Below are 23657 nucleotides of genomic sequence, written 5' to 3'. Positions count from 1 at the left end.
TTGCGCTTTTAACGACTAAATTATAAGTGAACTATGAATCATCAGCGCTATGACAAGTTAGAACAACTCGCTAACCGCATCATAAAAGATGCAGCCAACAAGTCTCGTTACCTCTTCGCCATTGCCGGCGCGCCCGGTTCTGGTAAATCGACCCTAGTGCAATCACTACAACTACTGTTACAGACCAAGCATCAATTGAGTTGCCAAATCGTTGCAATGGACGGTTTCCACTTAGATAATGAGACTTTACAGCAACAAGGCTTGCTGGCGGTAAAAGGCTCACCACAAACCTTTAATTTAACGGCATTAGAACAGCTATTAGCCAAGGTAAAGCTCAATCAAGCAACAGTGCTCGCCCCAATCTTTAACCGAGATATCGACGCAGTCGTCAACGATGCAATTGCAATAAGCAATGACACTAAAATTATTTTGATCGAAGGAAACTATTTGCTATTAAAGCAGCTGGGGTGGCAAAGACTCGCGCAGTATTTTGATGCCAGCGTCTTGTTAGACGTACCAATTGAAGTTTTACGACAACGATTAATCACACGTTGGCTCGATCAAGGCTTCGACCTCAAAGGTGCTACCACCAAAGCAGATTCTAATGACATACCCAATGCACAGCTGGTGATAGATCACTCAGATACTCGGAACATAATCAGCAATCAATAAACAATAATCTATTAGTAGACTAGCAACCTTTTCGTTGGTATTAGCGACCAATACGCACTAACTCACTCTCGATTAAGTGCTTTATTTTATAAACTGCCTGTTCACCTGCCAAGATAGACTCTGAGGCCCGGTTAAACTCCATTGAACCAATATGAGCCACTTGAGGCTGGATTAGTACTTCTGGTGGGTCGCCTGCTAAACGCGATTTTTTTTGTCGGTATTCTAAAATTTCCAGTGCACTGGTCATTACCGCAAACATGTTGAGTTCACTGCGGTTACTGCGAACAAACCGCTTGGTAAAATCATTGAAGTAATCACGAGACTGATTAATTAAGTGATTAAAATGACTGCGCTCATTGTCTGATTTAAGCGCATTTTTACCACTGCGCATCACTGGATGGCTATCAGTAACAACCTCGGGATAACCATATAAATCAACAGCTATAACAACGTCTGCTCCTAACGCCCGACAAACATTAATCGGAATAGGGTTAACCACCGCGCCATCAATAAAATAACGCTCTCCTAAACGCACAGGTGCTAACAAGCCGGGGATAGCGCAAGAAGCGCGTACCACATCTTGCAAACAACCACGTTTTAACCACACTTCGTTACCGCCGTACAAATCTGTTGCCACCGCGATAAACGGCAACTCGAGATCTTCAACATTTATATCACCAATCATCGATTTGGCTTGCTCAAACACTTTCTCACCAGACATCAAGCCACCGCGCCGTAAGCTTATATCGAGCATGCTAACCAGATCCCAGCTCGAAAAGCCATTAACCCATTGTTCTAGCTCTGCTAAGTTATCAGTCGCGTAAGCTGCACCAACAAATGCGCCAACTGAACAACCGGCGACGACATCGGGTTTAACCCCTAATTGGGCCAACGCTTTAAGCACCCCAATATGAGCCCAGCCTTTGGCTGAGCCACTGCCTAATGCAATGCCTATTTTTGCCATATTGTGATCTTAAGTTTCAGCATATTTATCACCATAACCTTAATATATACAATAAAATTGTCGACAGTAATAACGAACCACCCACGATTATCAATCTAATCGTGGGTGTGACTGTTAATCTGGTTTTTTGTATAGCTCAATAATGCTTGAAAAATCTTGGCTGCCGGCACCACTGCGTGCATGTAAAGCAAATAAACTCCTTGCTAACGTCCCGAGTGGTGTACTCGATTGTGATAGTTGAGCTGCCTCAGACGCTAAGCCTAAATCTTTAAGCATTAAGTCGACCATAAAGCCACCTTGATAATCATTACTAGCAGGTGCGTGTTCCATCACCCCAGGTACCGGATTGTATAACTCTAAACACCAGTTTTTACCTGAGCTTTTGACCATGATATCGGACAATATTTTAGGGTCTAAACCATTGTCGATGCCCATTTGCAAAGCTTCTGAGGTGCCTGCCATTAAAATGGATAACAACATATTGTTACATATTTTAGCGACCTGACCCGCGCCAACTGCGCCAGCATGGAAAATGTTTTTTCCCATGTCATTTAATACCACTTGGGCGTGGTCAAAATGATCAACTTCGCCGCCACAAATAAAGCTTAAAGTACCTGCTACGGCCCCACCAACGCCACCAGAAACAGGCGCATCAATAAATGGAATACCACGCTCTTGCGCGTCTTGCGCTACCAATCTCGCTGTCGCTGCATCAATCGTACTCGAATCGATCATCAGGGTGTTATGATCAACCACGCTCAATAAACCCTGCTCGCCTAAATAAAGTCCAACCACATGCTTGCCAGCAGGCAGCATAGTGATTACAAACTGCTTATCAATTGCCGCATCATTAGCGCTTGATGCTGCCACCGCGCCATGCTCAACCACACTGGCCATTGCACTGGTGCTTAAGTCAAAAACCTCGACTTGATGCCCAGCTTTCACTAAATTGATTGCCATTGGGCCACCCATGTTGCCTAGGCCAATAAATCCAACTTTTGCCATGATATTCTCCTTGTTATAATGCGTTTAGTGGATGATCTTCATCACTCCAAATCGGGCTAAATAATTGGTCAATAATCTCATTGTCGACGTCAGCGACCGTATTAAAACGCCACGCGGGTTGATTGTCTTTTTCAATCAGTAAAGCGCGGACACCTTCTGCAAACTCGCCCAGTTGACCACAGCGCACCGACAGTGACAATTCAAGCTGAAAACATTGCGCTAATGTCAGTTTTTTGCCAATGCTAAGCTGCCGCGCCACAATATGTGCCGAAATAGCACTGCCACGGCTTAGTGATTTTTGGGCTTTAAGCAGCCACTTGTCTGGGGTCTCTAATTCGGTAATTGCCTGTACGACATCAAGCAGCTGATCGCTGCTTAATATCTCGGTTAATGTACTTCGATGCGCCTCAATATTGCCCACCGGTATCTCAGCGATAACACGAGCACTGAGCTGAGTTAATAATGCGGTCACTATTGTCGCGGCATCGCCGCTAAAATCATGCTCGGTCATCAATTGAATTAACTGACTTTTTTGCTGATGTAATAAAAAGTGATCAGCGAGCTGTACTTCGAGACAATCTGCCGCATTGATTTGAGCTGCCGTCAGCCCCAGAAAGAGCCCTAGCTGGTCTGGCATTCTATTTAAAAAATAGGTGCCGCCAACATCAGGATATAAACCAATGCTTACTTCTGGCATCGCAACTCGTGAATTTTCAGTGACTACCCGATGGCTAGCACCTGCCATTAAGCCTAGTCCGCCGCCCATTACAAAGCCATTGCCCCATACAATAATGGGTTTGCTATAGGTATGAATGAGATAATCGAGTTGATATTCCTTGGTGAAAAAGTCTTCGACATAGGGCACGGCACAACCTGGCTTCGCCGCCATTTCATGGTACATTTGAACAATGTCGCCACCGGCACAAAAGGCTTTGTCTCCAGCGCTATCGAGTAAAATAGCAACGACTGACGGGTCTTGTTGCCACGCGACTAACTGCGGTAATAACGAATCAACCATCGCTTGGCTTAAAGCATTAAGTGACTTTTCACTGTTAAGCGTTGCCTGAATAAAGGTTTTATCATCCGCTATCCGGTGGTGAGTATAAATTACGGCGCAATTATTAGTCATTAGCCATTAATCCATTGTGGTTTACGTTTCTCAAGGAATGCCGCCACCCCTTCTTGTTGATCTTTTGTATCAAAAAGCGCGACAAATCTCTCGCGTTCTAGCGGCAAGGCACTATTAATTGAGCCATCTCGCCCCTGCTGAATCAATGTTTTACATGCACTAACGCTCGACGGTGATTGGTTTGCTACTTTTTTTGCTAAGGCTAAAGCAGCCGTTAATGACTCACCTTTAGCAACAACCTCTTCGACTAAACCAATTTGCTCTGCTTTGTCAGCGCTAATGCGTTCTCCACATAAAATCATTCGCTTAGCCCAACCTTCTCCCACCAGTAAGCTCAAGTTTTGAGTGCCACCAGCACAAGGCAATAAACCCACACTCGCTTCCGGTAATGCCAGTTGTGCTTGTTGCTCTGCAATTCTAATATCACAAGCCAGTGCAACTTCTAAACCACCACCCATCGCATAACCATTAATTGCAGCAATCGACACCCCGTTAAAATTAGCCAGGGTTTCAAATGCCTCACCAAAAATACGTGACATATCTGATGCGACTCCCTTATCACCATCAGCAAATAAATTCAAATCGGCCCCGGCAGAAAAGAATTTTTCACCAGCACCCGTTAGCACCAGTGCATAAATGTTTTTATCGGCGTTAAGTTCGACAACAATATCTCGTAGTTGTGCCAAACTAGCGGCGGTCCAGGTATTAGCCGGCGGGTTAGCAATAGTAATTAATGCGGTATGCTCTTGATATTCGACTTTTAATAAATCTGTCACGATAACTTCCTTCAATTGTGATAGTAATCCCGATACAACCGGGATTGTTATTATTTATAAAATAGCGCTGGCGTCTTGATCTAACAAACGACGAGCAATAATCACCCGCATAATTTCGTTGGTGCCCTCGAGTATTTGGTGCACTCGTACATCACGAAAGTAACGCTCTAAAGGATATTCTTTAATGTAACCATAACCGCCGTGAATTTGCAGTGCTTGGTCACAGACCGAAAAACCAACATCGGTGGCAAAGCGTTTCGCCATCGCGCAATATGCGGTTTTTTCCGGATCATTTTGATCTAATTTAAACGCAGCTAATCGTACCAGCTGACGTGCTGCAACGAGCTCGGTGGCCATATCAGCTAGCTTAAATTGCAAGCCCTGAAATTGAGCCAACTCTTTACCAAATTGTTTGCGGTCGTGCATATAGCTTGTTGCTGCATCGAGCGCCGCTTGCGCTGTACCGATTGAACAAGTGGCAATATTAATGCGACCACCATCAAGACCAGACATTGCTAAGGTAAACCCTTGGCCTTCTTTGCCCAATAAATGATCGACCGGGATTCTTACATTATCAAAGGTAATAGTCCGAGTTGGCTGGGCATTCCAACCTAATTTTTCTTCCGCTTTACCGTAACTCACGCCAGGGGCATCAGCGGGGATCACGAGCGCCGAAATTCCTTTAGCCCCAGCTTGACCAGTTCGTACCATCACAACAAGTACTTGGGTCGCCCCAGCGCCAGAGATAAACACCTTGGCACCGTTAATAATATAATAATCGCCTTCGCGTGTTGCTGTCGTTGTTAGTGATGCGGCATCAGATCCCGCCCCGGGTTCGGTCAAGCAATATGAAGCCAATTGCGTTCCAGTGGTTAATCCCGGGCACCAGGTTTGTTTTATCTGCTCGGTGCCCCAAGTCGCGACCATCCAAGTAGCCATGTTATGGATAGTCAACATGGCTGTCGTCGCGGTGCATCCCGTGGCTAACTGCTCAAAAACTATCGATGCATCTAACCGTGACAACCCCAAACCACCAGCCTCTTCGGGCGTGTACAGTGCACAAAAGCCAAGTTCTCCGGCTTGCTTCATCACGTCTATTGGAAAGAAATGATCGCGATCCCATGCGGCGGCATGAGGGGCTAATTCATTATCAGCAAACTGTTTTGCTGTTTCACTAAACATGATTTGATCTTGGCTTAAATTAAAATTCATTAATGTTCCCCTTGCTTCTCTTACACAACTTGCTTTGAACAACTTTGTATTAAACAGCTGTATTGAATAACGGTATTGAACAATTCAGCTTTCACTGCTTATCGTCATACAACTACAGCGCACAGCAGTGTCGTTACAGCATTTCAACCGCAATCGCTGTCGCTTCGCCACCGCCAATACACAAACTAGCAATGCCCTTAGTTAAACCGCGCGCTTTAAGCGCATGCAATAACGTGACAATAATCCGCGAGCCACTCGAGCCCAACGGGTGGCCTAACGCACAGGCACCACCATTAACATTAACCTTAGCGTGATCAATAGCCAGTCCTTTCATACCCAGCATCGTCACCATGGCAAAGGCTTCGTTAATTTCGAATAAATCGACATCAGCGACCGACCAACTTGCTTTAGCTAACAACGCGGTCATGGCACCAATTGGGGCGACGGTAAACTCACTCGGTTGTTGGGCATGCGTTGCATGAGCGACAATTTTCGCCATTGGGGTTAAACCCCGCTGAGTTGCTTCGCTTAGCCGCATAATTAACAAGGCCGATGCACCATCGGAAATAGAACTTGAGTTTGCCGCGGTGATCGTGCCTTCTTTTGCAAACGCAGGACGGAGCGAGCCGATTTTATCGATACGGGCATTGCCCGGCTGTTCGTCGGTATCGACCACGATATCGCCACGGCGATTAGTCACCGTTACCTGAGCGATTTCATCGACAAACGCTCCCGAGCCAATCGCGTCATTGGCACGGTTAAGCGAGCTTATTGCAAACTCATCCATTTGCTGACGAGTAAAACCTTCACTGTCGGCCGTTTCTTGGGCGAACGTGCCCATTGAACGAGCAGTGTATGCATCTTCGAGTCCGTCGAGAAACATATGATCTTTAACTTCACCATGACCCATTCTATAACCGCTGCGTGCCTTAGGCAGTAGGTAAGGTGATTGACTCATATTTTCCATGCCACCAGCAATAACGACTTTAGCACTACCTGCTAGCACAAAGTCATGCGCCATCATTACCGCTTTCATGCCCGAACCACAGACCTTATTGATTGTGGTACAAGCGGTACTTTTGGCTAAGTTGGCTTTCAACGCTGCTTGGCGGGCTGGCGCTTGACCCAGCCCAGCGGGTAAGACACAGCCCATAATAACCTCATCAATCTGATCGTTGCTCAAGCCGGTGTTGACAACCAACTGCGCAATAGCAACGCTGCCAAGTTCAGGGGCACTGACACTGCTGAAGCAACCGCCAAATCCGCCCATTGGGGTACGGGCTGCAGCAACAATAACAATAGGATCGAGATTGGTCATAAGATCACTCCATAAATTAATTTATCCGAAAAGGATAACATCTAACCTACTTATACCTTCCGTTTACGCCAACGTAAAGAAAAAGCCACTATAATCGCCAAAATAAACAATCGTTATTCAAATCTTTCGAATATCCAACTATGCACTATAGTTTGTAGTTATTAATAGCTGTACAAAAGTAGTAACTTGGCTCGTGCTGTAATCGAAAAGTTACTACCATAAGGAATAATATGGATCCAATTAATCGAAGAGATGGCGTTAGAGTAGCCGTTAATAGAGATATTAAAGCCGTTATTTTAGATACTAAAATACCTTGTGAAGTATTCTCAATCAATCTGGCAGGGTTACGGTTAAGTCATAAAATAACCAGCGAACTACCGAACTTAGCCGTTGAGTTATCCCATCGAAATGGCAGTGTCGTTATTATTGAGTGCCAAGTGGTCAAAATTGAATCTGACAGCTCTATTTTAAAGTTTTCACCGTTAACTGAAACCCAACATACTGTTTTACATAGTATGTTGCAACTGCAGCAAGCGTGTTTACCGGGAAAAAAATAAGCGGCGACTGTTTGAAATTGCAACAGAACATTAGTTATGTTCATGCTGACTTATAGCCTAATAACAGCGCTGATGTTATTTTTATCACTGAGCTAACTTATTGATTGCTTTTTATTTATCGAAAGCTAATAATGCTGCCACTGATAAAGGCAAACCATCCGAAAGGTTGGGACGCAAAGCCACCGGTCTAATGAATCAATTAACTTAATTCAACGATAGCGGGGTTACCAAAAGATCCAAAATACACTCGTATTTTGTCCTGGTGCGTTGTCTTCCTCAGTTTTTAGGTTGGTTATAAGAACTTGTTTGGGGATTAGATAAAATGGTACAACAACGGCGTAACTGTACAAAAAAATTGAAGCGATTAAAGCTCGGTATTGCCGTTTCTTTGGCACTCGTATTAACGAATTGTGACAGCGATTCAGCCGCAATAAACTCTTTTTCGAGTCAAGCGGGCGATGGCCAGCTTAAAGGCGCTTTAGTCTGTTTAGATATTAACAATAATGCTTTGCGTGACAGCAATGAACCTTGCGCGATGACAGATGACCATGGCGCTTATCAATTTAGTCAGCTAGACCCTAGCATCGATTTATCGAAAGTACAGCTGTTGGTCAAAGCGATGCCTGGTCAAAATCAGGATGAGGATTCACACCACTGGGTTGCCTTAGCAGAACCGTCTGACACAGAGCCTAAACAGCCGCCAAAAATTATTGCCGATTCAACCAATACCAAACTATTGCAAGGGAATAGTTACTTAATTAACGATGACGAAGAAACGCTGTTAGTTAATTTTTCTGCTGACTCAATACTTGAGGTAATGAATATAAAGTATCAGTTCGATCATCAAAGTTCTGATCGGCAACAAGCGCAATGGACCATTGATAAAGATAAAAATTTGCTGATCGTTTTTGACGATCAATGGTTTACTCTCAAACTGACCAAAGGATTAGGTACTGATACTATCTTCGCCATCGAGCAAGACGAAAACGGCATGCAACGTGACACGGTGCTTAATCTGATAACACCCATCACAGTAACGTCACCAGCACTGCTGCAACCGTTATTACTGACCCGCGATGAGCAATGCAGCCTAACCATGACACTTAATGATCTCGCGCAGCAACAAGGCTCGGTGATAGTTGACGCGACCCATTGTAGCGACATCAGTCAAGAAATGGCGGCCGATATCTTTGAAACTAGCTGGTTTGGTGATGAAACAAAAAAACTGACCTTAGAAATAGCCTCTCCCGCTAATAACTACGCGCCGACAACACTGCTATTTTCTGACTTAACGCTAGCTAAGCAGCCATATGTCTTAATGACTTTCGAACATTTCGCCCCCGATTCAAGCCAAGACTCGTTACTCGATTTTGTATTATGGAAAAAAGAGTCTGCTGGTGTGCAATTCACTAACCCTAAACAAGCCATCAGATTGTAGTCGTGGCTATTTAAACGATTTATTACCACGTAAAAAGCCAGCATTTAATCAATGCTGGCTTTTTATCGTTCACGAGATATTTTACTTAGTTACTTACCATGTTTGATTTCTTTGTAATATTTAATCAAATTAAAGGTCGATGAGTCGTGTTTTGCTATCTCGCTGTCTTGATGCAATTCCTGATTAATTTTAGCGGCCAGACCTTTGCCAAGCTCAACGCCCCACTGATCAAAAGAACAAATTTGTAAAATAATGCCCTGAACAAAAATCTTTTGCTCATATAATGCAATAATTCGGCCCAAGCTATGCGGATCAACCCGATCGAGCAAAATGGTGTTGGTCGGGCGATTACCCTGATGGACCTTATGCGGTGCTAACTGATCAATATAGGCTGGCGTACGTCCTTTAGCTTTTAAGTCTTCTCGAACATGCTTTTCATTAACACCACTCATTAGTGCCTCGGTCTGAGCAAAGAAGTTGCTCATTAAGGTATCGTGGTGGCTGCCAATTGGGGTTGAACTTTCAATTGAACCAATAAAGTCGGCTGGTATAATGTTTTTGCTCTGATGTAAATACTGATAAAAGGCATGCTGACCATCAATGCCCAATCCGCCCCAGATAGAAGGCACTGTTTGGTAGTTTATATTCTGACCTTCCCAGTTAACTGACTTACCGTTAGACTCCATCTCTGCTTGTTGCAGATAAGCTGCCAGCATATGCAGCGTTTGATCATAGGGTAAAATGGCTTGTGATTGCGAGCCTAAAAAAGTGGTATTCCATAAACTGATTAACGCCAGAATCACTGGCGCATTTTGCTCTAAAGGTGCATCACAAAAATGCTGATCCATTTGATTGGCACCGTCGAGCAATTGCAAAAACTTTTCAAATCCCATATCTAACGCAATGGGCAAACCAATCGCTGACCACAAAGAGAATCGGCCACCAACCCAATCCCACATCGAAAAGATGTTCTCGGCATCAATACCAAACTTAACGGCATTTTCGACATTGGCGGTTACCGCGACAAAATGGTGCTTGGTGGCATCATCATCAAACGAAGCAGCCCTTAGCCAGTTTTTAGCGGTATTAGCATTAGTAATAGTCTCGGTGGTGGTAAATGTTTTAGACGAAATAACAAACAATACCGTTGCCGGATCTAATGGCCGCAGCACTTCAGCAATTTGGGCAGCGTCGACATTAGAAACATAATGTACCCTAACGCTATTATCGCTATAATGTTTTAACGCTTCGGTGACCATTTGCGGCCCAAGGTTCGAACCGCCGACACCAATATTAACCACATCAGAAATTCGCTTGCCCGAATAACCTAACCATTGCCCTTGTCGGACCTGCTTAACAAAAGCTTCCATCTTATCAAGCTGGCCAGAAATAGCGTCGGTAACATTCTCGCCATCAACAATTAGTTCTTTGCCTGAACGATCGCGCAATGCGGTATGCAACACCGCACGGTTTTCGGTCATATTAATCTTTTCACCGGCAAACATCTTGTCACGCCATTGTTCAACATCGCACTCTTTAGCCAGCTTAATCAAGCCTGTTAAGGTTTGCTCGGTCACCAGATTTTTTGAATAATCTAATAACAGCTGTGGTAGTTTGAGGGAAAATTTATCAAATCTTGCTGGATCATCAGCAAAAAGATTATTTAGGTGGCACTGCTTCATCTCTTTAGCGTGCTCGGTCAAAAACTGCCAGCTTGCTAATTCGTCACGATTTTTCATTGGTTGACCTACATTAATAGAGTTACAATAAGACACTTAAGCTCTCATACTAAGTGAAATACCTAAACCATGACAACCGATTTATGTAATAAAATTACAAAAAATAGTCATTTGGCCATCAAATGCGTCAATTAACTGTTTTTTTATTACGCCACGGTCAAACGACTCATAATCAGCATTTACTCGGCCGCACTGACGTTCCATTATCAGCGATAGGCTGGCAACAAATGAGTGACGCATTAACTACATCGTTGCACTTTGATCAAATTATTACATCACCGCTAATTCGTTGTCATGACTTTGCCACTGAATATGCAAAATCAAACGCTTGCCCTTTATTAATTGAGCCGATGTTGCAAGAACTCGATTTTGGGATCTGGGATGGCCATACTCACGATGCCCTTTGGCAGCAACCTAATGCTCAGCTCGAGGCCTTTTATCGCGATCCTTGGCAACAGACCCCACCTAACGGTGAGGCAGTCGCAGATTTTTGCCAACGCCTCGATAGTGCTTGGCAATCGTTACTGCAACAATCAGGCTCAAGCCTCGTTATTTGCCATGGCGGCGTTATTCGATATTTTATCGCCAAAATATTAGGGATGCCCTTGCCCGGCACTCGTCATTTAACCGCACTTGATATTCCCCATGCTGCGCTGATTAAAATTAGCATCACAGTCGATGATGATAATGTAGTGTGGCCAACTATTCATTGGTCAGTGCATTAATAATTGAACTTAACTCATCAAAGTAAATGCTGTTATTTGTCGCTGGTTGCATATTCTTTTTACTCAGTAGATTAAAGCCCAACCTCCTTAATCACTAGGCTTTGAGACATAAGACTGATACTCTTAGCCATTACAATTTTGTTGGTCGCACCGGCTCCGTTTTGCTACGGCAATGCCTAGCAACAACGAATAGCTAATATCATTGCTAAGCATAGGGATTTGTAATAAAGCGGCTTAGTTAAGCGCGAGATCCCATACTTAAACCGACGGGTTGGCGATTATACTGCCACATACCAGTTTGTGCGGTAAAGTGATCCTTTGCTTACTTTATTGGTATTGGTTCACCAAAAATTATTTACACATAAAGAAATAACACTTGGCATGATTAGTCTGTTCTTGCTGCCTATTTCTCTTATCCATATTTTAGCCACTAAGTACCACACTGTGAGATATTATGTTTTCAATTGAGCCGCTAGCCACTGATAATTTATCTAAAATTGAGCACCAGATAAATACAAAAACCAAACCATTAGGGTCACTGGGCAAGCTAGAATCATTAGCACAACAACTGGCGCTAATTTTAGGCGGTGACACACCTGTGTTAACCAAACCAACGCAACTTATCTTTGCTGGTGACCATGGCGTGGCAGAGTTTGGTATTTCCATTGCGAGCAGCGAAGTTACAGGCCAGATGATCAGCAACTTTTGTGCCGGTGGCGCTGCGATCAATGTATTTTGTCGTCAATCGAAAATGGATTTAAAAATTATTGATTGTGGCACCGAGTTTGAACAAGTTGAACATCCACTATTAGTCAAACAGCGTTTAGGTGATTGCACTGAACCGTTTAACCTAACGCCAGCAATGTCCGATGAGGATGTAATGGTTGGATTAGATTTTGGCGCTAAAATCGCTAATCAGCAATTGAATAATGGCGTTAACATCATCGGCATCGGTGAAATGGGCATCGGTAATACCACATCAGCTTCGGCAATCATGATCGCATTAACAGATCTTGATCTTGAATACTGTGTTGGCCGTGGCACAGGCGTTAACAACGATTGCCTTGCCCGCAAGAAAGAAATTATTCACACTGCCTTATTGTTACACAGCGATAGTTTAACGTCTCCCATTGCGATTATGGCCGCCGTAGGTGGTTTTGAAATAGTGCAAATGACTGGGGCAATTCTAGCCATTGCTCAAGCCAAAAAAGTTATCCTAATTGACGGTTTCATTTCCAGTGTTGCCGCCCTGCTCGCGGTAAGAATGTACCCCGCCGCGCGAGATTACATGATCTTTAGCCATTGCTCTAAAGAGCTTGGTCATCATTTGTTGTTAAAAGAACTGCAAGCCGATCCGCTGCTCAATCTTGATTTGCGTCTTGGTGAGGGCTCAGGTTGTCCGCTCGCACTGCCGCTATTGCAAAGCGCGTTGGCTTTTTATAACGAAATGGCCAGTTTTGAACAAGCTGATGTTACCGACGTAATATAAAATATGAAAATCAAAGCGCTACTATGCCAGCAATGGACGTTGTGGCTAGTTGCCTTAAGCTTTATGACCCGAATTCCGGTGCCAACATTTAAAAACTTCGAAGCTCGCTGGCTTAATCAAGCAAACAGTTACTATGGCGTGGTTGGTCTGCTCGTTGGCTGTCTTAGTGGCTTAGTATTATTGAGCGCAGGTCTGATATTACCCGCGAGCATCGCCATTATTTTGGCCATGATCGCCAGCATTATGTTAACAGGTGGCTTTCACGAAGATGGTCTGGCCGACACCTTTGACGGCTTTGGCGGTGGTTGGACTGTTGCTAAAAAACTCGCCATCATGAAAGATTCTCGCCTGGGCACCTACGGCGCATTAGCTTTAGCGCTGGCCTTATTGCTGAAATTTTTCTTATTGCTCGAGCTCAGTCACCTTAGCTCCGTCTTAACGGGTGTCGCGCAGGCCTTAATCATTGGTCACTGTCTTAGCCGTGTCATGGCCGTTAGTTTGATGTATGACCAACCTTATGTCAGAGACGACGACTCAAGCAAAATTAAACCGCTGACCGAGCAGCTAACCTCGTTGCAATTGGCGATTTTATTGCTAACTGCGACCCTGCCGTTGCTCTTTTTATCACTTAATTTAGCCCTATTGATGATAGTAAGTGTTTGGCTGCTGCGGGGGTTGTTAATTCGCTGGTACCGTCAGCAAATTGGTGGCTATACTGGTGACTTGCTTGGCTGCGCTCAACAACTTTGTGAGCTGTTGTGTTATCTCATTTTACTTGTAGCTTGGCGTTAATTACCTAGCTATTCGCTAATTAATACCAAACTAATACCAAACAAGTCACAAAATTTTAGCAAACAAATACCAAGCTAACTCTAAAGTATGATTAATCAGGAATAACTATGTCGCAAGATAACCAACAACGTCATCAGGCACGCCAACAAAAACTCCAGCAAAGTGTTAACGAAAAAATTGCTAAAGCGGATCAAGAGCAAGGCATTTTTATGATCTTGACCGGTAATGGCAAAGGCAAAACAACCGCTGGCTTTGGTACGGTATTGCGTTGTGTTGGCCATGATCAACGCGCCAGTGTCGTGCAGTTTATCAAAGGCCAATGGCCTTGTGGCGAGCGCAATATATTAGAAAAACTCGGGGTTGAATTTCATGTCATGGCCACAGGTTTTACTTGGGATACTCAAGATAAAGCTGGCGACACCCAAGCAGCTCAATTAGCGTGGCAACATGCGACACGCATGCTGAGCGACCCGAGCATTGATCTGGTGCTGCTCGACGAAATCACCTACATGCTGAGTTACCATTATATTGATGTTGATAGCGTTGTTAAAGCAATTTTAAATCGGCCAGCGTCTCAGCATGTCATCATAACAGGGCGCGCTTGTCACCGCGCCCTACTCGAGATTGCAGATACTATTAGTGAAGTGAAACCCACTAAACATGCATTCGACAATGGCATTAAAGCCCAAGTTGGTTTTGACTACTAATGCCTGCTATCTAGTCTTTACCCTATTATCCTCGACTATTGTTGCAGCCATAACACGCAACAATAGCGGACAGCCGTTAGTTACCTAAACCACTGTAACCCCAACCGAATCAATCAATTAGTATTAGTTAATTCTTTATTTTTCATACTGTGTACAATAGAGCTTATCTTAAGTAATGGATGAGCATGTTATGGCCCAAGTATTAAGCCAACTATTAGATTTATTAAGCTTAGAGAAAATTGAAGATGGCATTTACCGAGGCAACAGCCAAGATTTAGGTTTTGGTCGGGTCTATGGCGGTCAAGTTATTGGCCAAGCACTAAGCGCTGCCAAACAGACTCTTGACGAGCAGTGGGCAATTAATTCGTTTCATTGTTATTTTTTACGGATGGGTGATTCAGCCAAACCCATTGTTTATGATGTCGAGTCAATTCGTGATGGCCGCTCCATCGCAACGCGCCGAATTAAAGCGATTCAGTATGGCAAGCCTATTTTCTACCTGACTGCCTCGTTTAATTTACCCGACCAAGCATTTGACCATCAGGCCCCCATGCCTGAGGTGGCTCCACCTGAAGGGCTAATGTCTGAAGTTGAAATAGCACGTAAATTTGAGCATTTGATTCCAGAGCCCGTCCGTGCTCAATTTACCTCTGATAAGCCAATCGAAATCCGCCCAGTTGAACCCGTTAACATTGCCAATCCGCAAAAAATGGCACCAGTGCGTCATGTTTGGATGCGTGCCAATGGTCAACTACCTGACGATTTACGAGTTCATAAAAGTTTGCTTGCTTATGCGTCTGACTTTTCGATGTTAGCCGTTGCCGCACAGCCCCACGGTGTTTCTTTCATGACGCCAAAGTTGCAAATGGCCACCATCGACCACAGCATGTGGTTTCATCGTGATTTTCGGTTCGCCGACTGGTTGCTCTATCAAATTGAAAGCCCGAGTGCCAGTGGTGGTCGCGGTTTTGTTACTGGCCGGATCTATGATCGCCAAGGCCGTTTGGTTGCCAGCACCGCTCAAGAAGGCGTATTACGCTGGTCAAAAAAATAACGGGTACTCATTTATAACCTCTCGCTGTAGGCGCTAACACTATGCTCAAAAAATCTTGGCAAAATGAACAAACATTTTTAATCATTGCCACCATTATTACCGCACTGTGCTTCTCAGCTTGGGGCGCGCTGTTAAATAATTTTGCGATTGAGCAAGTCAATTTTGGCGGCGCGCAAATCGGATTATTGCAAAGCCTGCGTGAAATACCTGGATTTTTAGCCTTTACCGCCATCTTTTTATTGCTGGCGATGACCGAGCAAACCTTAATTTTATTAGCCTTGTGTTTACTTAGCATTGGCGTAGCAATTACCGGTCTTTTCCCCTTTGAATATGGGTTATATGCGACGACTGTTTTAATGTCGATTGGTTTTCATTATTTTGAAACCATCAATAATTCATTAACGTTACAATGGATTGATAAAGAAAAAACCCCGTCATTTTTAGGTAAAATGATTGCGATAAAATCAATGACCTCGCTGGCGACTTACGCCGCTATCTGGTTGGCTGTTTCAGTCTTAGCTTGGCAGTTTTCCACCATCTATTTGGTCTTTGGTTTACTGGGCTTGGCCCTCGTACTATCGCTCGTGCTGGTGATGCCAACGTTTAATAATCGAGTCAGCCAACATAAAAAACTCTTGGTACGAAAAAAATATTGGCTTTACTACTTATTGGTCTTTTTAAGTGGCGCTCGCCGTCAAATCTTTGTCGTATTTGCTGGTTTCATGATGGTTGAGAAGTTTGGCTATGATGCATCTGACATGGCGTTACTTTTTATTGCCAACCACTTGGCCAGTCTTTATTTCGCGCCAAAGCTTGGGTCGTTAATTGAAAGAATTGGTGAAAAACGAACGCTGACTTTCGAATACATTGGTTTAATTTTGGTCTTTAGTGGTTACGCTCTGGTAGAAAATCAATATATTGCCAGTGGCCTCTATGTTATCGATCACCTATTTTTTGCCATGGCAATTGCCCTAAAAACCTACTTTCAAAAAATAGCTGATCCGCGAGATATAGCGGCAACCTCAGGGGTTAGTTTTACCATTAACCATATTGCAGCCGTGGTGATCCCCGCCTTTTTTGGGGTGATTTGGCTAACCAATCCATCATTGGTCTTTATAACTGGCGCTGCCATTGCGGTTTGTTCACTGGTATTAGCCCAGCTAATTCATATTCCAGACCTTAGCGCAGCTAAGGCTGAGCCAGCCAAGCAATAAAGAGATTTAATCTAATAGAATCGACGCCAGTTTACGGCTGGCACCGATTAAATTACGCTAAGATGTTATCGGGCAAATAGCTCCACTTTACTGTGACCATTGCCTTGTGCGGTGATTTGAACGCGTGTGCCAACTCGCTCGACCAAGCCTTGAACATGTGAAATTAAGCCAATTTGACGACCACTGGCTTGCAAAGAATCAAGGCAACTTAACGCAATTTCTAAGGTGTCGGGATCTAACGTACCAAAACCTTCATCAATAAATAATGTTTTAATATGCGTTTGCAAGCTGGTAATCGAGCCAAGTCCCAATGCTAGCGCCAATGACACTAAGAAAGTTTCACCACCAGAAAGACTCTCGACCGAACGCACATCGTCACCCATGTCTTGATCAATCACTTGCAAGTCTAGCTCAGCGCCAGGCACCCGCTGCAGTTGATAACGCGGGGCCAATTCTTTAAGGTGATGATTGGCCGACACCAACATTTGTTCCAAGGTTAAGCTTTGGGCGAAAGTTCGAAACTTAGAACCATCGGCCGACCCAATTAACTCTCTCATCTCGATCCATAAATGCGCATCATTGCGCTGTAACTCTATTTCTTGTTGTAACTCACCATGGCGGATCATCGCTAGATTATGGCGTTCAAGGCCGCTGCGTAATTCAAATTGCTGCTGCTCTTGTTGTTTTATCGCCGCCTCAATGGACAATTTAAGCATGTTACGCTGCTCTGAACTACTTTGGGCTGGCTCAGGGGCAAGTTGCGGTAAAGCGCCAAGTAACTGTTGGTGATGACTTGCTAATTCATCCCTAAGCTGAACAACGCTGCGTTGCTGCTCGGCTAATATGGCTTGGTATTGGTGATGCTGCTGCAGTACTTGCGCCTGATGTTGGCGCTGCTCAATAATCCACTGGTGATCATAAGTGAGCAGTTCGACCAACTGTTCATGACTTAAAACCAGTTGATGAAGCCATTGCTGCCATAGCTCGGTTAGTTGCGATAATTTCGCGGCTAAATCTTGTGCTTGCTCGCTTATTTGCTGCTGTTGATTTTGAATCACTAACAACTGATTTTTAGCTGTTACTAGCGCTTGCTCAGCATTATGAAATGCGGTATTTAATTGATCGAAATGGCTCATCAATTCGGTTTTTAATTGCTTAGGATCTTGGCCCTGACAGACACTTTCAATTTCTTGCTGCCATTGGTTAATCTGTTGCTGTGCTTGCGTTAACTGCTGTTTTAACGGCTGCAACACACTTTCAAAATGGTTAAACTCTTGCGTTAGGGCAATGTGCTGTTGTTCAAGCTCACTTTGTTCGGTATTTAATTGACTTTGATAATTCGATTTTTCAATGAACTGCTCGATATCAGTCGCTAATTTTTTCTTAAATGATTCGAGCTGCTCAGGTTGCTGCAATAACTGCGACCAATTAGCTTGCGGGTACAGCTCGGTTAATTGATTAACTCGCGCTTGCATTTGCCCGTTAAGCTGGTCTTGATATTGACTATTTAGCGCCAGATCATTGTTACAGCTTTGCAACTGCTGCTGACACTGCTCGATACTTTGATTAACCAGGTCAATTTGGTGCTGTGATTCAAGCAACTGCTGCTCAAGCGCCCGCCGTTGCTCGGCGGTTTCAAGCAACGCCTGATGCTGTTGCTTATCATGGGCTAATTGCTGCTGTACCCTCGCCATATCATGTTCAATTTGAGCCAGCAATTGCGGCGTTATCGGCTGTTTTGAGAGCGCTTGCAACAAGCCATTAAGTTCATCAACCTCGGCGGTAATAGTACTCTGTTGTTCATTAAGCTGGTTGCCTACGGCTTCGAGCTGCGATAAAGCACTGGTTAGCTCATGGCTTTGCTGTTGTAACTGTTTATAACGCTCGCTTAGCTGATCAACCAAACGTTCTCCTAAATTGACTTCACCAGCATATGGATGCTCGGTACTGCCACATAAAGCACAAGCTTGGTGCGGCACCAATTGCGAGCGATGTTCTGATAATGACATGATCTGTTGCGCATTTAACAACGCATGCTCGGCTTCTTGCAAGGCCGGTAACAGCTGCTCTCGTTGCTGACGGCGAGCATGATAATCAATTTTAGTTTGCTCTAATTGAGCGGTGGTTTCTTGATAATGTTGTTGCTTAACCGTGACCATTGATTGGTATTGCAATGCCTGAGTAACCTGCTGCTGGCTAGTCGCTAACTGCGCCAGTTGCTGCTGATGGTGTTCCAGTTGTTGCTCAAGCGCTGCGATTGCCGGCTCAGACGAAGCCAAGCCATAAGCCTGAATTTGCTGCTGGTAGCCTTGCTGATGTGCACTTAGCTGTTGCAGTTGTTGATTAAACTGCTGAAATTGCTGCTGTGTATCGGTGGCCGTGGTTTTAATGTTGGCCATTTGCTGGGCATATTGCGCAAAGTTAGTCGCCGCCTGCTGATGGTCATTAATGCCTTGCTCTAACAGCGTAATTTGGTTAACGACCCCAGAAATATGCTGTTGCTGAGCCAAGTCAATTGCTAATTTATTGAGTAACGTCGCCTGACGTTGCTGATTGGCCTCATTGCCAGTCAGTCGCCGCGTAATGGCGTGTTGCTGCTGCTCGGTGTCCGTGAGTTGCTGATGTTTTTCATGATAGATTTGCTGCAAGTTGTTCATTTCGAGCTGGCGCATCACCGCCGATTCTAACAAGGGTAATTGTTGTTCAAGGGCTACGCCTGCTTGCCCCTTGGCATTGCTTAATTGACTAACCTGTTGCGATATTTCGGTAACGTTGGTCTGCCCACTGCGTAAGGTGCCATCTAGCGCTTCTAGCTGCTCATATTGTTGGCGTTGTTGCAATTTGGTGGCATTAATTTGTTCGTCCACCGTGCGCGCGCGCTGCGCGTGCTCAACCTGTTCAATTTTTTGCGCCAGCGGCTGCTGACTCGCTAAGGTTTGCTCGGCAATAACACACTGCTCGGTTGTATCAACTAACTGCAGCTCAATCTGCTTACTTTTGGTTAAACACTGTTCCAGCCACTGCAATTGACTGGCTTGGTTGTTCATGCCCGACATCGACTCATTAATCTGACCCAGCTGAGCAATTAATTGCTGCTGCTCTTGACTCGATAACAAGGTCACTTCACCTTGACGCTCGGTCAACAACGTCAGTTGCTGCTCTTCTTCTTTAGCCCGAACAAAAGCGAGTTTAGACAGCGCTGAATACAACTTGGTCCCGGTGATCCTTTCTAATAACTCAGATCGCTCTTTCGCAGGTGCTTTTAAAAACGCGGCAAAGTCACCTTGCGCCAATAATACCGAACGACGAAATTGATCGTAATTAAGCCCAATCAACTGTTCGATGGCTGCCAGTACCTCGGTTTTTTTAGTCGCAATCACCTTATCATTTGCCAGTGCAGTCAAACTCATTTCTTGAGCTTGGATTCGGCCAGTGGCGCTATTTCGTGCGCGTTTAACCGACCATCGAGCACAAAATTGGCGTTGGTCTTCAAGCTCGAATATCACTTCACTAAAAGCACTCGCTGCGCCTCGGGTTAAAATATGACGAACATCGTTACTTTTTAACCGTTCACTCTCTTGGCTTTGACTATGGCCAATAGCCGGGCCGCGACGCGCACTGCTAAAACGGGGCATCGCGTCAAATAAACTTAAGCAAATGGCATCAAGCAAGGTACTTTTACCCGAGCCAGTATTGCCACAAATTGCAAATAAACCAGCGTCAGCCAAAATGCCACTGGCAAAATTGATATCAAAAGGGGCCGCTAAGCTCGCCAGGTTTTGACCTTTAAGACTAATAATTTTCATCGATGTTTAATGATCTTGTTGTTGATAGCTGGTTAATAATTCACTAAAAGCCTGAGTATACTTGGCCGGCGGTTTATCATTAAATTGAGCTTGATATTTGAGTGAAAAAACTTGTTCCGGTTCCAGCTGATTTAACATCTCATCGGGAAAATTGGTGTTATTTTCACTGACATTGAGATAACTGGTGGTTATTTTGACCAAACGCACCGCTTTATCGGCAATAACCTCGGCAATCTTGTCACGCAGCATGGCTTGCGGTTGCTCAAGTAATACCAGAACTTCAAGCAAGGGTTGTTGTTCAAGCGGTTGGTCTATCACCGTTAAGTCTTCTAATAGACTTAACACTTGCGACAAAGGCAATGGCGTTGCTGGCACCTTTATCAACTCGACCCGTCTTGGCACTAGCAATGGGTCAACGCGTAATAGCTCACCATCTTTAAATTCAAGCAACTTAACTTGATGCTTATAGTCAATCTCGGCCAGCGACATCGCAATGGGCGAACCACAATAATAAACAGCCTGGCCACCTAACTGCTGCGGGCGATGCAAATGCCCTAAACCAGCGTAATCATACCCCTGAGTTAGCATGTCGATTGGTAAAGCATGCTGATTACCACCTAAAATACGTCGCTCTGACATTTCGCTAATCTGGCTCGAGACCATATAAGCATGACCTAGCGCAATGCTAGCTTGAGTAGGCTGGTTTAGCTCGGTGATTTTAGCCGCCAACTGCTGATAAATTCGCTCGACTCCGGCAATTAGTTTATCAGGAACCTCATCGTCAAAGGAGCCAAGTTCAAGATCGCCTGCACGCAAAAATGGCACCGCGGCAACGCGGGCAGCGACAACGCCCTCTTTATTGGTGAGTTCAACAATCAGCTTATCAAAATCAAGCTGATTGTTTTCCAAACGCGGTAACGAACCAATTAAATGAATATCAAACGCCTTAAACAATTGGTCGGGGGCATCGAGCTTGCTTGGTGAATCATGATTGCCAGCGACCAAAACTAAGTCTAATTGCGGTAATTGCTGTTTGACCCTGGCTAAAAAACGATACAACAATTGCCAAGCCCAAGCCGGCGGATTAGCACTGTCAAAAATGTCACCGGCCACTAGTAAGGCATCAATTTTTTGTTGAACTAACTGCTCAAATAACCAATCGAGAAACTGCTGTTGCTCGAACTGACGAGAGATCCCCAGTAACTGATGACCAAGGTGCCAATCTGAGGTGTGAATAATGCGCATATCGCTCCAAGCTGCAACGGCATGACGTTGCTATTTTTTAGGTTATAAACTATGTTTAATGCAAATTATTGCACACCCTAAATTGTGATAGAAGCGGGAGACAAACACAATGCAGATGGTAAGTATTTCTCATAAACTTCTTACCAAGGTATTAACCTCATTCGTGATCTTGACCTTTTTTATCTTTATTATCCAATTGGTTTTAGGTTATTTCACTGTTCGCTATGAGATAGAGCAAGAGTTAAAACAATTGCACTCCACCATCAACTCTAGTCTTAGTCAGGCGATTTGGGAATTAAACGATAACCAGTTAGTGGCCATCGGTTACAGCTTGTCTTTAATGCCAACCATTAAAGCAATTATTATTCACGATGAAAGCGCCAAAGTCATCTATCAAGGTGGCCAATTGATCAACCAAATAAATCAAACGAACGAACAAACGCCTCGCTCACCGACAGACACTACCAGCTACGATAACGGCTCGTTATTTGGCTTTACCTCAACCCTTAGTTTTAATTTGGCCAATAATGCCCAACTCAATACCACTTATCGGGTCGGTGCTTTGAGCTTGTACTCGAGCAACACCACAGTGATCACCCGAGTTATTACCCAAGCTATCATTCCGACCGTTGGCATGATGGTGGGCATGGCATTGCTCATTTATCTCGTTAATCGACTTTTTAACCGATTATTAACCACGCCGCTAGAGAAATTAAGCCAAGATATTAGTCGCTTGGATCTCGATAAATTACACCAATCAAAATTAAATGTCTCATCAACCCAAAATGATGAACTGAGTTTATTGGCCAATTCATTTAATTTAATGTTGGTTAAACTTGAGGAGTATCAAGACCACTTAAAACAGACTCAGCAAGAACTGATCGACGCCAATTTTCAACTTGATCAGCAAAACCTATCACTGGAACAAGAAGTCACTCGAAAAACGGCAAGTTTAAGTCAAATTATCAGTGAATTAGCCCAGCAAAAAGAAGATCTAGAACAAAGCAAAGATGAATTAAAGGCCTCACTAAAGCAGTTAGAAGATACTAAAGATCAATTAGTCGAATCAGAAAAAATGGCATCTTTGGGCAGCTTGGTCGCCGGTATTGCCCATGAAATAAATACCCCAATTGGCATCGGTGTCACGGCGGTTAGTTATTTGGCTGATGCGATTAGCGAACTCGATCTCGCTGTTACCAACAAATTACTAACCAACAAACAAATGAACGAATTTCTCAAAACAGCGAAAGACAGCTCAAAGCTAGTTGTGGCCAACTTACAAAAAGCCTCTAAATTGATTCAAAGTTTCAAAGAAGTTGCGGTTGACCAAACCAGTGAAGCGTATCGTACCATCCATTTACCCGCTTATTTGCAAGAAGTAATCCAGTCATTACAACCGATATTAAGACCAACTCAGCATAAAATTATCGTCAATTGCGATGAAGTAGTCGCAATAAATTGCCAAGCAGGTTCATTGGCGCAAATATTTACCAACCTAATTTTAAATTCATTGACCCATGCTTTTGAAGGTATAAGCAAAGGCCAAATAGTGTTTAATATTTCGCAAACTAGTGATTTAATTACCATTGATTATCACGATACTGGCAACGGTATTTCCCAAAAACATTTAGATTCCTTATTTGAACCCTTTTTCACCACCAAACGAGGTCAAGGCGGCAGCGGACTAGGCACTCATATCGTCTATAATTTGGTGACTCAATCGCTTCATGGCACTATCGTTGCTGCATGCAAGCCTGACCAAGGTTTAAGTTATAGTATTCGCTTGCCACAGACTAAGCCAAAATAACCTTAGCG

The 23657-nt window shown here is 44.1% G+C and carries 19 protein-coding genes and 1 riboswitch; of the genes, 10 read left to right on the top strand and 9 right to left on the bottom strand.

Going from position 1 to position 23657, the window contains the following annotated elements; all coding sequences use genetic code 11:
• Positions 1 to 33 precede the first annotated feature (33 nt).
• A complete protein-coding gene (locus HRU23_15935; protein ID NRA55629.1) occupies positions 34 to 672 on the top strand; it encodes a nucleoside/nucleotide kinase family protein in 639 nt (212 codons plus the stop codon).
• Positions 673 to 712: 40 nt separating this feature from the next.
• Here HRU23_15935 and rssA read toward each other — a convergent pair whose 3' ends face one another.
• From rssA to HRU23_15905, 6 genes are all read right to left on the bottom strand, one after another.
• Positions 713 to 1636 carry a patatin-like phospholipase RssA gene (gene rssA, locus HRU23_15930; GenBank protein ID NRA55628.1) on the bottom strand — a complete coding sequence of 308 codons (924 nt, stop codon included), beginning with the start codon at positions 1634 to 1636 and terminating at the stop codon, positions 713 to 715.
• 114 nt (positions 1637 to 1750) lie between these two features.
• On the bottom strand, positions 1751 to 2641 hold the full coding sequence (gene mmsB / locus HRU23_15925) for a 3-hydroxyisobutyrate dehydrogenase (GenBank protein ID NRA55627.1): 891 nt from the start codon (positions 2639 to 2641) through the stop codon (positions 1751 to 1753).
• A gap of 13 nt (positions 2642 to 2654) precedes the next feature.
• Positions 2655 to 3770 (bottom strand): enoyl-CoA hydratase/isomerase family protein, encoded by a 1116-nt coding sequence (locus HRU23_15920; GenBank protein ID NRA55626.1) that lies wholly within the window; start codon positions 3768 to 3770, stop codon positions 2655 to 2657.
• Positions 3770 to 4546 carry an enoyl-CoA hydratase gene (locus HRU23_15915; GenBank protein ID NRA55625.1) on the bottom strand — a complete coding sequence of 259 codons (777 nt, stop codon included), beginning with the start codon at positions 4544 to 4546 and terminating at the stop codon, positions 3770 to 3772. The genes HRU23_15920 and HRU23_15915 overlap by 1 nt, the downstream gene beginning before the upstream one ends.
• A gap of 54 nt (positions 4547 to 4600) precedes the next feature.
• Entirely contained in the window at positions 4601 to 5758 is a 1158-nt protein-coding gene (locus HRU23_15910; GenBank protein NRA55624.1) for an acyl-CoA dehydrogenase family protein, read from the bottom strand.
• A 133-nt stretch (positions 5759 to 5891) separates the two neighbouring features.
• Positions 5892 to 7076, bottom strand: a complete 1185-nt coding sequence (locus HRU23_15905; protein NRA55623.1) for an acetyl-CoA C-acyltransferase — start codon at positions 7074 to 7076, stop codon at positions 5892 to 5894.
• A gap of 230 nt (positions 7077 to 7306) precedes the next feature.
• On the opposite strand from HRU23_15905, the gene HRU23_15900 reads away from it, so the two are divergent.
• Together HRU23_15900 and HRU23_15895 are read left to right on the top strand one after the other, a co-directional pair.
• Complete coding sequence (locus HRU23_15900; protein NRA55622.1) at positions 7307 to 7633, top strand: PilZ domain-containing protein; 327 nt, start codon at positions 7307 to 7309, stop codon at positions 7631 to 7633.
• A gap of 138 nt (positions 7634 to 7771) precedes the next feature.
• A riboswitch (cyclic di-GMP riboswitch) is annotated at positions 7772 to 7865 on the top strand.
• Between the two features lie 90 nt (positions 7866 to 7955).
• Complete coding sequence (locus HRU23_15895) at positions 7956 to 9071, top strand: hypothetical protein (protein ID NRA55621.1); 1116 nt, start codon at positions 7956 to 7958, stop codon at positions 9069 to 9071.
• Between the two features lie 89 nt (positions 9072 to 9160).
• Here HRU23_15895 and pgi read toward each other — a convergent pair whose 3' ends face one another.
• Positions 9161 to 10810 (bottom strand): glucose-6-phosphate isomerase, encoded by a 1650-nt coding sequence (gene pgi / locus HRU23_15890; protein ID NRA55620.1) that lies wholly within the window; start codon positions 10808 to 10810, stop codon positions 9161 to 9163.
• A 122-nt stretch (positions 10811 to 10932) separates the two neighbouring features.
• Here pgi and HRU23_15885 point away from each other — a divergent pair, with 122 nt between their 5' ends.
• From HRU23_15885 to HRU23_15860, 6 genes are all read left to right on the top strand, one after another.
• The gene (locus HRU23_15885) at positions 10933 to 11535 is read left to right on the top strand and encodes a histidine phosphatase family protein (GenBank protein NRA55619.1); all 603 of its coding nucleotides are present in this window, start codon (positions 10933 to 10935) and stop codon (positions 11533 to 11535) included.
• A gap of 454 nt (positions 11536 to 11989) precedes the next feature.
• Positions 11990 to 13024 carry a nicotinate-nucleotide--dimethylbenzimidazole phosphoribosyltransferase gene (gene cobT, locus HRU23_15880; GenBank protein NRA55618.1) on the top strand — a complete coding sequence of 345 codons (1035 nt, stop codon included), beginning with the start codon at positions 11990 to 11992 and terminating at the stop codon, positions 13022 to 13024.
• Between the two features lie 3 nt (positions 13025 to 13027).
• Positions 13028 to 13816 carry an adenosylcobinamide-GDP ribazoletransferase gene (locus HRU23_15875; GenBank protein NRA55617.1) on the top strand — a complete coding sequence of 263 codons (789 nt, stop codon included), beginning with the start codon at positions 13028 to 13030 and terminating at the stop codon, positions 13814 to 13816.
• 107 nt (positions 13817 to 13923) lie between these two features.
• Positions 13924 to 14523 (top strand): cob(I)yrinic acid a,c-diamide adenosyltransferase, encoded by a 600-nt coding sequence (gene cobO, locus HRU23_15870; GenBank protein ID NRA55616.1) that lies wholly within the window; start codon positions 13924 to 13926, stop codon positions 14521 to 14523.
• A 190-nt stretch (positions 14524 to 14713) separates the two neighbouring features.
• The gene (gene tesB, locus HRU23_15865) at positions 14714 to 15577 is read left to right on the top strand and encodes an acyl-CoA thioesterase II (protein NRA55615.1); all 864 of its coding nucleotides are present in this window, start codon (positions 14714 to 14716) and stop codon (positions 15575 to 15577) included.
• 41 nt (positions 15578 to 15618) lie between these two features.
• Entirely contained in the window at positions 15619 to 16791 is a 1173-nt protein-coding gene (locus HRU23_15860; protein NRA55614.1) for an MFS transporter, read from the top strand.
• A gap of 65 nt (positions 16792 to 16856) precedes the next feature.
• On the opposite strand, the gene HRU23_15855 is transcribed toward HRU23_15860, so the two are convergent.
• Both HRU23_15855 and HRU23_15850 read right to left on the bottom strand, forming a co-directional pair.
• On the bottom strand, positions 16857 to 20597 hold the full coding sequence (locus HRU23_15855) for a hypothetical protein (GenBank protein ID NRA55613.1): 3741 nt from the start codon (positions 20595 to 20597) through the stop codon (positions 16857 to 16859).
• Between the two features lie 6 nt (positions 20598 to 20603).
• A complete protein-coding gene (locus HRU23_15850) occupies positions 20604 to 21842 on the bottom strand; it encodes an exonuclease SbcCD subunit D C-terminal domain-containing protein (protein NRA55612.1) in 1239 nt (412 codons plus the stop codon).
• Between the two features lie 109 nt (positions 21843 to 21951).
• On the opposite strand from HRU23_15850, the gene HRU23_15845 reads away from it, so the two are divergent.
• Entirely contained in the window at positions 21952 to 23649 is a 1698-nt protein-coding gene (locus HRU23_15845; protein ID NRA55611.1) for a sensor histidine kinase, read from the top strand.
• The last annotated feature ends 8 nt before the right edge of the window (positions 23650 to 23657 follow it).

The sequence above is a fragment of the Gammaproteobacteria bacterium genome (assembly GCA_013214945.1).
GTDB lineage: Bacteria > Pseudomonadota > Gammaproteobacteria > Enterobacterales > Psychrobiaceae > Psychrobium.
The sequence above is the reverse complement of the archived record's forward strand: the minus strand, read 5'-3'. Positions and strand labels throughout refer to the sequence as shown.